This window comes from Vibrio sp. Y176, assembly GCF_033438945.1.
Map to the genome: position 1 here is coordinate 64970 of NZ_JAWOQS010000004.1, position 13054 is coordinate 78023.

15 protein-coding genes and 1 other annotated feature are annotated in these 13054 nt (G+C 43.9%); of the genes, 4 read left to right on the forward strand and 11 right to left on the reverse strand.

Going from position 1 to position 13054, the window contains the following annotated elements:
* Positions 1 to 142 precede the first annotated feature (142 nt).
* Positions 143 to 328, forward strand: a complete 186-nt coding sequence (locus R7O13_RS11505) for a DUF3545 family protein (RefSeq protein ID WP_005381805.1) — start codon at positions 143 to 145, stop codon at positions 326 to 328.
* Positions 329 to 564: 236 nt separating this feature from the next.
* Here the strand turns inward: R7O13_RS11505 and R7O13_RS11510 are convergent, their stop codons facing one another.
* The 3 genes from R7O13_RS11510 to nfo all read right to left on the reverse strand — a co-directional run bounded on the left by R7O13_RS11510 (position 565) and on the right by nfo (position 3084).
* Positions 565 to 1116 (reverse strand): hemerythrin domain-containing protein, encoded by a 552-nt coding sequence (locus tag R7O13_RS11510; RefSeq protein ID WP_005381807.1) that lies wholly within the window; start codon positions 1114 to 1116, stop codon positions 565 to 567.
* A gap of 113 nt (positions 1117 to 1229) precedes the next feature.
* Positions 1230 to 1910, reverse strand: coding sequence for a uracil-DNA glycosylase (ung, locus tag R7O13_RS11515; protein ID WP_258515090.1), 681 nt, complete (start codon positions 1908 to 1910; stop codon positions 1230 to 1232).
* A 289-nt stretch (positions 1911 to 2199) separates the two neighbouring features.
* Positions 2200 to 3084 carry a deoxyribonuclease IV gene (nfo, locus tag R7O13_RS11520; protein ID WP_318303881.1) on the reverse strand — a complete coding sequence of 295 codons (885 nt, stop codon included), beginning with the start codon at positions 3082 to 3084 and terminating at the stop codon, positions 2200 to 2202.
* Positions 3085 to 3410: 326 nt separating this feature from the next.
* Between nfo and grcA the strand changes: the two genes are divergently transcribed.
* Positions 3411 to 3788: an autonomous glycyl radical cofactor GrcA gene (gene grcA / locus R7O13_RS11525; protein ID WP_005381814.1), complete on the forward strand. Its 378-nt coding sequence runs from the start codon at positions 3411 to 3413 to the stop codon at positions 3786 to 3788.
* 111 nt (positions 3789 to 3899) lie between these two features.
* On the opposite strand, the gene R7O13_RS11530 is transcribed toward grcA, so the two are convergent.
* The 5 genes from R7O13_RS11530 to thrL form a co-directional block, all read right to left on the reverse strand.
* Positions 3900 to 4559, reverse strand: a complete 660-nt coding sequence (locus R7O13_RS11530; protein WP_258515094.1) for an NADPH-dependent FMN reductase — start codon at positions 4557 to 4559, stop codon at positions 3900 to 3902.
* A gap of 139 nt (positions 4560 to 4698) precedes the next feature.
* Complete coding sequence (gene thrC, locus R7O13_RS11535; protein ID WP_258515095.1) at positions 4699 to 5979, reverse strand: threonine synthase; 1281 nt, start codon at positions 5977 to 5979, stop codon at positions 4699 to 4701.
* Entirely contained in the window at positions 5976 to 6932 is a 957-nt protein-coding gene (thrB, locus tag R7O13_RS11540) for a homoserine kinase (protein ID WP_017635074.1), read from the reverse strand. Before thrB ends, thrC begins: the two co-directional genes overlap by 4 nt.
* Positions 6933 to 6952: 20 nt before the next feature.
* Entirely contained in the window at positions 6953 to 9412 is a 2460-nt protein-coding gene (thrA, locus tag R7O13_RS11545) for a bifunctional aspartate kinase/homoserine dehydrogenase I (RefSeq protein ID WP_053304351.1), read from the reverse strand.
* 53 nt (positions 9413 to 9465) lie between these two features.
* Positions 9466 to 9584, reverse strand: a sequence feature (Thr leader region).
* Complete coding sequence (gene thrL, locus R7O13_RS11550) at positions 9520 to 9597, reverse strand: thr operon leader peptide (protein ID WP_074192076.1); 78 nt, start codon at positions 9595 to 9597, stop codon at positions 9520 to 9522. (Overlaps the previous feature by 65 nt.)
* A gap of 423 nt (positions 9598 to 10020) precedes the next feature.
* On the opposite strand from thrL, the gene R7O13_RS11555 reads away from it, so the two are divergent.
* Positions 10021 to 10491, forward strand: coding sequence for a ribonuclease regulator (locus R7O13_RS11555; RefSeq protein WP_239939148.1), 471 nt, complete (start codon positions 10021 to 10023; stop codon positions 10489 to 10491).
* Here R7O13_RS11555 and R7O13_RS11560 read toward each other — a convergent pair.
* A complete protein-coding gene (locus R7O13_RS11560) occupies positions 10488 to 10970 on the reverse strand; it encodes a putative 4-hydroxy-4-methyl-2-oxoglutarate aldolase (protein WP_005381822.1) in 483 nt (160 codons plus the stop codon). The genes R7O13_RS11555 and R7O13_RS11560 overlap by 4 nt on opposite strands.
* Positions 10971 to 11034: 64 nt before the next feature.
* Positions 11035 to 11442, reverse strand: a complete 408-nt coding sequence (locus tag R7O13_RS11565; RefSeq protein ID WP_213892511.1) for a DUF3293 domain-containing protein — start codon at positions 11440 to 11442, stop codon at positions 11035 to 11037.
* A gap of 360 nt (positions 11443 to 11802) precedes the next feature.
* Between R7O13_RS11565 and arcA the strand changes: the two genes are divergently transcribed.
* The gene (gene arcA, locus R7O13_RS11570) at positions 11803 to 12519 is read left to right on the forward strand and encodes a two-component system response regulator ArcA (protein ID WP_005381824.1); all 717 of its coding nucleotides are present in this window, start codon (positions 11803 to 11805) and stop codon (positions 12517 to 12519) included.
* A gap of 85 nt (positions 12520 to 12604) precedes the next feature.
* Here arcA and R7O13_RS11575 read toward each other — a convergent pair whose 3' ends face one another.
* Positions 12605 to 13054 carry a hypothetical protein gene (locus R7O13_RS11575; RefSeq protein WP_318303886.1) on the reverse strand — a complete coding sequence of 150 codons (450 nt, stop codon included), beginning with the start codon at positions 13052 to 13054 and terminating at the stop codon, positions 12605 to 12607.

Below are 13054 nucleotides of genomic sequence, written 5' to 3' on the forward strand. Positions count from 1 at the left end.
GAGAATATTTTTGCACGAAAATGTCATGCTACCGACACAAATGCGAAATATATCATGGTTATTCTCACGGCTATTGTGGTACTTAAAAAACTCCACAAGGACTGGTTACAACAGTTTAGCTTAAGAAAGGTAAAGGTGGCTTATGGAAGGCTTTCAACTAGATGACATTTTTAATCTGGATACTACCTCAACAACCAAATCTCGTGCCAAACCAGTAAAGCGAAAGTGGCGTGAAATAGAAGAGATGAACGACAGACGCAATTTGCTTAAAGAGCTGCGCGAACTTGATGTCTGTACCGATTATAACTTGGAAGACATTAAACTCTAATTCAAACAAAAGGCACCTTACAGGTGCCTTTTGTTTTTTGTTTACGGTCACTGTAAACACCGTGAGTTTATGTACCAAGGTTTAAGTATGAATACCATTATTACTCAATGAGAATCTTCCGTACTTTTTGCCGAGAAATATGCACACTAAATTTTCGGTTGATTCCCAATAAATAAGAAATGTATCTCACAAACCCGAGAGACGGCTTTCGCTCGCTCAGGTTTCATCATTCAGGCTTAAACATACTCAGTATCACTTTGACGAACACGTTCGGCCAACTGCTTATAACGATCAGCAATCGTGTCACCAAACACAGGGTCATCCTCACTGACGCTCCATAAGCTCTCGACATGCTGCCAATCTTCTGTGGTAAATAACTCTTCAATGAGAGGCAAAATTTTTCGCTCTTCTAGCTCCAAGTGGTGCCTTTGCGATTCTATGAAATCTTCTAGGTGAGCGACAAACATGTCTTGTGGCACAACAGCATCCTGAAGGATCATCTCTATCACGGATGAAAACTCTCTGGTTTTACTCGCTAACTCTAGATGTTCTTTCTCTAAATTTTCCATGGTTTGTTGCTTACCATAGTGTTCTAGAAAGTGATGATAGAGGATATCTTCTTTCGGGTGGTGTACTTTCTCCGAATGATTAGAAAGGTAATCAACAATCTCGCTTACTAACGCATAGTTGATTACACGTTCTTTTTTTATCTCATTAAGCTTATGGCGCAGTATCGCCAACAGACGAACCATATAACCATGTTCGCGTCGAATTCTTTCGATCATCATAGCGTCTCTCCTTAACACCTACTTTTAGTAAGTGTACATGAGAAATTTACTATCAGCCTCGAGCGTGCTCAAAAAAACAGCGATCATAGCATCCATGGTCGCTGTCTCTTCATTTATACCGTTAATGGCAAATGCCAGTTGATTGGTGCTTTTTCTTGTGATGTAAGTAACTGGTTTGCTTGAGAGAAATGCTTACAACCGAAAAAGCCTCGATGTGCAGAGAGTGGCGATGGGTGTGGGGCAGCTAACACATGGTGCTTATTGCGATCAATAAAGCGCCCTTTCTTCTGCGCGTGTGACCCCCACAGCAAGAACACTACACCTTCTTGATGCTGATTAATGGCTTCAATCACTCGATCAGTAAACGTTTCCCAACCTGTCTTTGAATGTGAATGCGCTTTACCTTGCTCTACCGTTAATACCGTATTGAGTAACAATACGCCTTGTTCAGCCCAGCTTTGCAAAAAACCATGCTGAGGGATTTGGAAACCTTCAATATCTTGCGCCAGCTCTTTATACATATTAACCAGTGACGGTGGCGTTTTAATGCCAGGAAGTACAGAGAAGCACAGGCCATGCGCCTGATTTGGGCCGTGGTATGGGTCTTGTCCTAGAATAACGACCTTAACTTCTTTGAACTCGGTAAAACGAAACGCGTTAAAGACATCTTTTGCGGGAGGAAAAATAGCTTTGCCTGCGGCGCGTTCGGCTTCAACAAAATTCAAGGTGTCTACAAAGTAGCTCTGCTTTTTCTCTTCGCCGATCACATCGTGCCAAGTGGGTGACTGATTCATGGAAAGTTCCTGTCCTAAATTTTGCTTCTATTCTAACGAGCGAAACTCAAACAAACAAAAACTTACCACGAACTTGAGACAAGTAATGAAAGACTAATGCTTCTGTGGCGTTCGAAAATGCCCCTGTCCGGTAATGTGACGATTAGGCATCGGTAAGCGAAGCACGCGACGAGTGTAAGCATAAGGAGTAAAAGAGAGTGGTCGAGACATGTTGGCATCCTTCTTTGCTAATTCAGAGATTAATGTTCAATGACTAAGAAAGAAAGGTGCCAACTTTGTGGTTACGCCATTAACTGACAATGGCCGCTAAATGGAATTGACGCAACGTGTTGATCTCTTGCTGCCAAATATCTGGATCAATTGTTTCTAAAATCAGAGGGATACCATCAAAACGAGGGTCTTTCGCGATGTACTCAAAGCAATCCCACCCGATCTCTCCTTTACCTAGGGAATGGTGGCGATCTACTTTGCTGGCAAACTCTACTTTTGAATCATTTAGATGCATTGCTCTTAAATAGTGCATACCTACAATACGGTCGAACTCTGCAAAGGTGCGCTCGCAATCTTCTTTTGTACGTAAGTCATAACCAGCCGTAAAGGTATGGCAGGTATCAATACAAACGCCGACACGATCTTTATCTTCCACTTGCTCGATGATTTCAGCAAGGTGCTCAAACTTCCAGCCTAAGTTAGTGCCTTGACCTGCCGTATTCTCGATAACAGCGATCACATTCGGCACCTCTTTATGCGCAAGATTGATCGACTCGGCGATCGTCGCGAGGCACTCCTGTTCAGAGACTTTCTTTAGGTGACTACCCGGATGGAAGTTAAGCAAAGTCAGCCCCAACTGATTACAACGCTCCATTTCATCAATAAATGCCGCGCGGGATTTATTCAGCTTTTCTTCTTCCGGCGCACCCAAGTTAATCAGATAAGAATCATGGGGAAGAATATGTTCTGCTCCGAAACCCAGCATTTTACAGTTCGCTTTAAACGCACTGATGGTTTTTGCTTCTAAAGGCTTCGCCACCCACTGGCGTTGGTTTTTTGTAAATAGTGCGAATGCATTCGCGCCAATTTCACGAGCTCTCAACGGAGCTTGATCGACCCCACCAGCAGCAGAGACATGTGCACCAATGAGTTTATTCCCAAGCTTGTTTTTCATGTTTGTCATTTAATCACTTTAGACTTTCAGTATTGCTACCTAAATACAGATAGTTGCGTTAACCAGTTTAAACTTTAATCTCAATTTGTAGTAAATTTACAACAAAAACAGTTATTAAATATTTTTTATATTATCAAATAAATTGTAATTAGTTTGTTTTCAAAGGTTTTATTGATTTAACTCAATAAAAACACCTTAATAAAAATAATGTTTTTGGTTGTTTTTTGACTTAAATCAATATTAAAATAGTGGATATTAGCTATATAATACTCAGCTCAACGAAAATTCGAAAATTAACACCAATAATCACCACGTAAGTGGTCTAGGAGATAGTGATGATCCAAGGTATCCAAATTACAAAAGCGGCAAACGACGACCTACTAAACTCTATCTGGCTATTAGATAGCGAAAAAAATGAAGCTCGTTGTGTTGCTGCAACTGCTGGCTACGAAGCAGACCAAGTTATCGCAATCAGCGACCTAGGTGAATACGAAAGCCGTGAAGTTGCAATCGAAACTGCTCCTCGTATCGAAGGCGGCCAACACCTAAACGTGAACGTGCTTAAACGCGAAACACTAGAAGATGCAGTTGCACACCCAGAGAAATACCCACAACTAACTATTCGTGTTTCTGGTTACGCAGTACGTTTTAACTCGCTAACTCCAGAGCAACAACGTGATGTAATCGCTCGTACTTTTACTGAGACTCTATAATCTCTCAGTAAACTAGCTCGCTAGAATTTAAAAAGCTTGGTCAGCAATGACCAAGCTTTTTTTGTTTCAGAATCCTTCTAACCCCTTTCTATAATGGAAAGCAACTCGCCTCTAAGGTGCATTTCTTTGCGAAGGATCTTTCTGAAACGCTTGCGCTACAGAGGTTGGATCAAGCCTATCTCTTTGCAGTGACGCCCCTTCTGCCCACCAAATCAATTGATGCATCGTGCGATTCATATAGTTGTCCCACTGCGTCTGCTCCGACTCATCCGCAGCAACGCCCTGTTCATCAAAGACTTCTTGCGCTTTCGGAATGTGGATCATCGCAGAGACAGGTAGACATCCAAGTTCAGATAAGAAGGTACGCATAGAAACGGCAGCTCTAACACCCCCCCATTGTCCGGCAGAATAGGTCACGATAGCACTCGGCTTGTAAGAAAACAGCGAACTGCCGAAATGGTTAAGCGTGTTCGCCAAAGCAGGACTCATCGAATGGTTGTATTCCGGGCTAACCATCACATACCCATCGGCCTGTTTGATTTTGTCTGCCAGCTCACTTAGGTGCTCTGGCACTTTAGAGCGGTGATAAGCAAACTCGGGCTTAAACACATCGCCAAAGTCATAGTCCAATGGGTCAATGATTTCGACCGTATGTTGCGAATGCTGACTCACGATGAGTTTTTCACACGCTTTACTGACTCGCATTCCTAAACGGGCTGGTCGTGGTGGCGTGCTGTCTCTCACTGAGCCAAGAAAAATCAAAAAATGCATGCTTCTCTTTCCATCTCATTTAGTTAAGTTCGTTTCTCAATCATAAAGAGAGTCAAAACTTACCGACAATAAAAAAGGTGAATGATTACTCATTCACCTCTCGTTATTTCTGTTTTTGATACTTACTATACTTTGAAGCTTACTGCACGCGGCGCAGTACTTGTTTCAATGCGTCAAAGTCTGCGTCGAGCTCTTCCGATAGCAGCTCCATCGCAGCGTGCTTCGCTAGTGGCGCAGGAAGCTCGATATCGGATTCTAGAATATCATCCACGACTTCTTTGAACTTCGCAGGGTGAGCAGTACATAGGAACAGACCGGTTTCACCTTCTTGCAGTTGTTCTTCAAGCACTCGGTAAGCAATCGCACCGTGCGGTTCACACAGGTAACCCATGGCGTATAGATCTTTTACTGACTGTGCGCTTTGCTCATCAGATACAGCACCTTTACCTAGCGTCTCCAAGCCCCACTCTTTCACGCGACACAGCTCCTCAATACGAGGCCAGTTGTTTGGTTGGCTCACGTCCATCGCATTCGATGTTGTTGCGACTGTTGGTTTTGGCTCCCACTTACCTGTTTGTAGGTAGCGCGGTACAGTGTCATTAGCATTAGTTGCCGCGATAAAGCGTTTGATAGGCAGACCCAGCGCTTTTGCCAGTAGACCAGCAGTTAGGTTACCAAAGTTACCGCTTGGTACAGACACAACTAGGTTTTCACGCTCTTGTTTGCTCATTTGCGCAGCTGCTTCAAAGTAGTAACAGATTTGCGCCATCAAACGGCTGATGTTGATTGAGTTTGCAGAGTTCAGACCGATCTCTTCACGCAGTGCAGAATCATCAAAAGCTTGCTTAACCAGTGCCTGACACGCATCGAAGTCTCCATCGATCGCGACAGTGTGAATGTTTTTACCAAGCGTACAGAATAGCTTCTCTTGCAGTGGGCTGATTTTGCCTTTCGGGTAAAGAATCACAACGTTGATGTCTTCCATACCGTAGAAAGCATGTGCAACCGCTGCGCCAGTATCGCCAGAAGTTGCCGTTAGGATAGTGATCTTGCCGCCATCCGAAACCGCAGCAAGAGATTGCGCCATAAAGCGACCACCAAAGTCTTTAAACGCAAGCGTTGGACCATGGAACAGTTCCAGAGCGTAAACACCGTCTTTGACCTGATTAATTGGCGCAGGGAATTGGAATGCAGCATCAACAAGAGCATTCACTTGCTCCTCTGTAAGTTCATCTCCAATTAACGCCGATAGAATCTTAGTGCTACGAGAGACAAAGTCTTCTGCAAGCAGCGCATCGATATCTTCAAATTTTGGTAATTCCGATGGGAAAAATAGACCTTGGTTACGGCCTAACCCTTGGCGAACGGCTTGGCCAAAGGAAACTTGTTCATCATTTTCTTTTATATTGTAAAGCTTCATAGCTCACTTCCTGTTACTTTCGAACCCTGCTTATCTAGACGACAAACGTGGACGAATCCTTCTTCGTTTTGTACGTAGTTTTGTTCTAACCAGCGAGCAACTCGCTCAGCGACATCTTTCTCTTTGCAAATACTGAACAGTGTCGGACCACTGCCAGAAATACCGGTTGCCAATGCACCCGCAGACGCTGCGTATTGACGTGCATTCGCAAAACCTGGAAGCAGTTTCTCACGATACGGTTCTGCGATCACGTCTTTGATCATTTTTGCAGCAAGTTCTGGCTGACCAGAATGACACGCATGAATAAAGCCCGCAAGGTGGCGACCATGAGCAATGATATCTTGTCGGCGGTATTGAGATGGTAGGATCTCACGCGCTTCCGCCGTTGATACCTTGATACCCGGATACGCCATCACCCAGTACCAATCATCAAAGCAAGGCACTTCTTGACTGATGATACCCAACTCTTCAAGCATCAGTTGCACACCACCAAGGTAACATGGCGCAACGTTGTCGTAGTGAATACCACCAGAGATCTTGCCTTCCATCTCTCCCATCAGCGCCAATAATTCTGTCTCGTTAAGTGGCTGTCCATGGAATCGGTTCAATGCATCTAATGCAGCGACGATAGAACATGCACTTGAGCCTAAACCAGAGCCAATTGGCATGTTCTTTTCTAGCGTCATCTCAAGTGGTTTTAGCTCAACGCCTTTTTTGTCTAACTCACGAGCAAACACGAGCCAACAGTCGTAGACGATGTTCTCTTTTGGTTCAGTTGGCAATTTCTCAACAAAATCACCCGCCGTTTTAAGGCTGAACGGATCAGCCCCAGATTTCACCAATACACGGTCACCCAATAGTGTGCCATCCACTGGAGACACGGCAGCCCCCAGCACATCAAAGCCAACGCTTACATTACCAATTGATGCTGGGGCATAAACCACTACATCCATATCACTTGAACTCATTATTGTTATACCCCTAGTTTCCAACCTAAAGTACGCATCACGTCAGAAAATACACCCGCAGCCGTTACTTCGGTGCCTGCACCATAGCCACGTAACACTAGTGGGATTGGCTGATAGTAACGGCTGTAAAATGCCAGTGCGTTTTCACCGTCCTTGATTTTATACATTGGATCGTTTTCATCCACCGCTGCGATGCTTACTGTGCACTTGCCCTCATTAATCTCACCAACGTAGCGCAGTACTTTGCCCTCTTCCGCTGCCTTTGCAGATAATTCTTTAAAGTAGGCGTCTGCTTCAGGTAAACGCGCCATAAATTCATCAACGCTACCAGAATCATCAAAACCTGGTGGCAGTGCTTGATCAACCACAACGTCTTCTAGTTCTAGAGACATGCCTGCTTCACGAGCTAGGATCAGAAGCTTACGCGCGACATCCATACCAGAAAGATCATCACGAGGATCCGGTTCAGTAAAACCATTTTCTTTTGCGATATTAGTTGCTTCACTTAGGCTCATACCTTCATCTAACTTACCGAAGATGTATGACAGAGAGCCAGAAAGAATACCGCTGAAGCGCTCTAGCTCATCACCCGCTGAGATTAGGTTTTGCAGGTTTTCGATTACCGGTAGACCCGCCCCCACAGTTGTTTCGTACATCAGCTTGCGACGAGAGCTGCGCGCAACATCGCGAAGCTGATGGTAGTAAGCCATGCTTGCTGTGTTTGCTTTTTTATTTGGTGTAACGACATGGAAACCAGCAGCTAAGAAATCAGCGTATTGATTCGCGATATCTTCACTTGATGTACAGTCAACCAATACTGGGTTGATGATGTGGTTACGTTGAACCAAAGAAATCAAACGCGCTAGGCTGAACTCTTCTGTCGCTGCCGACATACGATCACGCCAATGATCGAGTGGAAGACCTTCACTATCAAGCAGAAGACCTTTGCTGTTTGCCAAGCCACACACGCGGATCACGATGCCTTTTTCCGCAAGCTTCGCCTGTTGACGCTCGATCTGATCCACCAGCTCACCACCAACGCCACCAATACCAACCACGAATACGTCTAAGAAGTGCTTAGAGTTGAATAGGTTTTCGTGACACGCTTTGATCGCTTCAGAGATTTTATCTTCAGGAATCACGGCTGAGATAGCACGCTCAGATGAGCCCTGTGCGATGGCTACAATGTTTACGTTCACTTCAGCAAGAGATGAGAAGAAGCGAGATGCAACACCGCGCGATGTACGCATGCCGTCACCAACCAACGTTATGATTGAAACATTATCAATAAACTCGACCGGCTCTAATAAGCTATCTTTCAGTTCCAACTCAAACGCATCGGCCAGTACTTGTTGCGCTTTTGCTTTATCTTCTGCCTCAATACAGAAGCTAATGCTGTACTCAGAAGAAGACTGAGTAATAAGAACAATAGACACACCAGCGGAAGACATTGCGCCAAATACGCGGCTTGCCATGCCAACCATACCCTTCATACCTGGGCCGGAGACGTTAACCATGGTTAGGTCGTTTAGCGTCGTGATACCTTTGATCGCCAGATTGTCTTCACCAGTGTCTTGCCCAATCAGAGTTCCTGCACCTTGTGGGTTAAAGCTGTTTTTGATCAGACATGGGATGTGGAACTGCGCGATAGGAGCAATGGTCTTCGGATGCAAAACGGAAGCACCGAAGTAAGAAAGCTCCATTGCTTCTTGGTAGCTAAGAGATTTAAGTAAGCGAGCATCTTCCACTAAACGAGGGTCGCAGTTGTATACACCGTCTACGTCAGTCCAGATCTCACAACAATCTGCGCGCAGACACGCCGCAAGAACCGCCGCTGAGTAGTCTGAACCATTACGACCTAGTGTAACTAGTTCACCTTTCTCGTTACCGGCAGTAAAACCAGGCATGATGTTCACATGACCTTGAGGAAGAGGATTCTGGCGGAAGTTCTGAGTCGAAACTTCAACATCGACCATGGCTTCTAGGTGATCGCCTTTTGCGTATAGATACTCGACTGGGTCGATAAGATGCGCAGGTTGGCCTTTCGCTTCAAGCACTGCCTTCATCAATTGAATTGAAACGCGTTCGCCTTTGCTGATGATGCGTGCATTGACGTTATTTGGGCACATGCCAAGAAGGTTGATGCCATGAACGAACTGGCGTAATTGAGAGAGAGAAGTTTTCACTTGGTTATCGAAAGCTGAGCCATCGATATTGGGTAGTACTGCTTGGATTTGAGTGAAGAGCGTTTTAAACGACTCCTCCAACTCTTTGATTTGTAGTTCTGCTTCACCATTGCGCAATGCGCCTTCAATGACCGCAACCAATTTGTTTGTTGTTTTACCAGGAGCGGAAAGAACAACCGCGACTTCTTCTTGTTGAGCGTTATTGGCAATAATGTCTGCCGCTCTCAAAAAGCGATCTGCATCAGCTAGTGATGATCCGCCAAACTTCAATACTCGCATCCCTTCCTCCGGTATATCTTCTTAAATTTGTCTAAATTCTGGATAAAAAAGCATAAAAAAAGGCCTGTATCTTGTTGGATACAGGCCTTTTTGTGAATTTCTTTCGCTCAGCAGCCTGCCCCAACATGTGTCGTGTCGGTAATAATAATGGTCGTGGTCATTACTACTAGGCTGTTAGATGGCATAAATAAATATTCAACGTTAATTGTGTTTGCTTAACTCTACGTTTACCGAGTTTCTGATACATAGTCAACAAAAAATTGTTTGTTTTTCCATCTTTCAGAGATTTCTGCTAAGCAATGTCATTGATATTTATAGTTAATTACACATTATTGATCATTTGGAAATCTACAGTTAGTTTTTGTAAAGGACTTAACTATCATCACCAGTTCGGTTTTTTATCTAATAACTAGTCTAATCTTTGCCATAAAACGTACGATCAAATAATTCGAGAGGGTTGTGACACATAACAACAACTTAACTGTGACTTATGTTCATAGGATCGAATTATTTAGAAAATAGGTGAGCTAGCTTTCATATTCTATGCTTTAATAGTGAGAAGCTTTGGGCGCATACTAATAAAAAAGTTGACACAAGGAGTGGTGAACATGAAAAGATGGCTTTTTCTGTTGCTGTTTTTTGTGCCTGGTGTTTGTCTAGCAAACGAGCTTCCGCCGCTTCCAGGTAAATCATCCCCTTCTCCTCATAAACTATTCATTTCCAGCGACAGTTACCAGTCTGACAGTTTTGATGTTTGGAATATCGATACGGGTTACGCCTACGAACTTTTTGATTCGGTAGACGTTTATGTCGGTGCGCGAGTCAATAACTCTCCTACCCAAAATCAAAGTGGTTTTTTGAGTGGGATCAGCTATCACTTTAATGATCGTGTCACGCTGAAAAGTACAGTTCGCTCTTACAAGAACGAAACAGCGGAAGGTATTCGCCAAGACGACAGCAGCCTCGCGGCTGAAGTCTCAAGTCGCGTAAAAATTACCGATAAACTGGATCTTCACGCGACTCTTGATTACCAAGATTGGCAACAAGGCTTTGAAGTTGGTCTAGGCTTTCGTTTTTAGAAGTCCAGCTTTTGCTTAGAAATCAATACACCGTTCCAGTCCGCGTAAACGTAGTGCTTAGGTTGAACGATTTGGTTTTGCATCGTTAAGGTTACGTTTACCTCTCCTATCCCGCGTTTCTCTGTTTTAAACGGGTTGGTACCAAGAGCTTGAACGCCGATGTCCATTTGAGATATTTGTGCTACGTCGCGTATTGCACCATAGACAATGATGCCTTCCCACCCATTTTCTATTCCGAGTATCGCTAATTGATCGCCGAGTAATGCTCTCTGACACGATCCATGTCCGTCAACAATCAATACTTTACCCGTTCCATCTTCGCCCAGTACTTCACGCACTTTCGAGTTATCGTGATAGCAGCGCACCGTAACGATTTCACCGTAAAAAGCGCTACGTTGACCAAAGTTCTGCAATGGTAAAGTAAGCAAGCTCACTTGGTCTTCAAATTGGTCACAAATATCGGGTGTAATGTCTCTCATATTTCCTCCGTGAATTTTCTCACCCAAGCGGTGCTTCAGTGAGCAGTATCCTTTTCTATACCTTTTATACGAGCCGAGGCTTAATGGAGCCTAACATATGCAAAACTTTCGGCTGCGAGCACGCAATTAGATAAAGCTGGTCATTAATGACGTAATAAATCGCGTTTTGTTGAAAGTCATTCGCCAATTCAACGGCTACCTCTGGCGACAACTCGACGGCAAAGCTTTCCTCATACCATGTAAAAGCGCTATCACCTACCGTGACAGGCGCGTAATTAACGTGCTGTAGCTGTTTTTCTAACGCGTGATTGTTTATGCTGTTCTCTTCTTTGGACCTCAAGTTACTGTATGGGTTCCAAGCGGTTATCACAGCATAGTTTGAAACACGCCACTCGGCTTCGAATCTGAAAAAAGATTCTGAATAAGCATTCCATAACGATGCGTCTATGTTCGTATTACTTTTTTCTATCATAAGTCTTAAACGATTAATAACAGTTACATTTCATCAATTGATATAAATCAACAAACTGAATGGAATTAACATTTGAGCATTGTTAGCATGCTGTTAACAATATAAAATCTGCTCAATATCTTAGGGTGTTTACGTTTCAGGCCCCACTGAAAGCAGAAATGAAAGGTAAACAAGCCCTTTAGAATAAACGTCGCCATTGGATACTGGTGAGTTGGCAAAATTCCATGGAGGGCGGATAACTGAAAGAAGTGTTTTTTTGATCAACTTGATTTATTATCAAAATCACATTACCTGTATGTTATATTTTTGCCTAGAATTTATTCTATTAGCACAATTTTGTCACAAATTTAGGTACCGCCAATGCAAACCCCGCAGATTCTTATCGTTGAAGATGAGCAAGTAACTCGTAACACTCTTAAGAGTATTTTTGAAGCAGAGGGATACGCTGTTTTTGAAGCCAGTGACGGTGAAGAGATGCACCAAGTGTTGTCTGATAACTCAGTCAACTTGGTTATTATGGACATTAATCTTCCAGGCAAGAATGGCCTTCTACTAGCGCGTGAACTACGCGAGCAAGCGAACATTGCTTTAATGTTCCTGACAGGCCGTGACAATGAAGTAGACAAGATCCTAGGTCTTGAGATTGGTGCAGATGACTACATCACTAAACCATTCAATCCACGTGAGCTAACTATTCGTGCACGTAACCTACTTAGTCGCTCAATGAGCTCTAACGCGGTGCAAGAAGAGAAGCGCTCGGTAGAAAAGTATGAATTCAACGGTTGGGTACTAGACATCAACAGCCGCTCTCTAGTAAGCCCTGCTGGTGATAGCTACAAGCTACCTCGCTCTGAGTTCCGCGCATTACTGCACTTCTGTGAGAACCCGGGTAAGATTCAAACTCGTGCAGATCTTCTTAAGAAGATGACTGGTCGTGAACTTAAGCCACACGACCGTACTGTAGACGTAACGATTCGTCGTATCCGTAAGCACTTTGAGTCTGTTTCAGGTACGCCAGAAATCATCGCCACTATCCACGGCGAAGGTTACCGCTTCTGTGGCGATCTAGAAGACTAGATTTAACCGCTAATATGCGAAGGGCTTGCTCATTGAGCAAGCCCTTTTTGTTTTAGGTCTAACGACTAATGCAACATCATTGCGGTTAATAAACCTTGTTAATCTTCACGTACTTTTCGACTAACCAACGCTGTTTACCCGCATCGTCTAGAAGCACTGCGATATCAACCGATTTTTCTGTGTTCACATCAATGTGAGACGAGAACGCCACCTCCCATCGGCTTTCACTGTGCGTTCGAGTATCTAAAGACGCACTGTCCACCAACCACTCTTTTTGCCCCTGTTTAATAATAAGAGCTTCTGCCGTTAGATTTGCAGGAAGTAACTGATCTCCTTCGAGGTAAAGTGCACCTTGAATACTTTGCTCTTCCACGTCCCCAATATTCGGCATGAGGTTCACCCATAAATTACTTTTGAGCTCAACATTAACCTCATTAATCGTAATCTGACTGTTTTGTTGCCAATTCACATTTGGAACGGAACTACAGCCTGCCATCAATGCCATGGTTAATGCCAATGGTGCGATTCTTTTCAT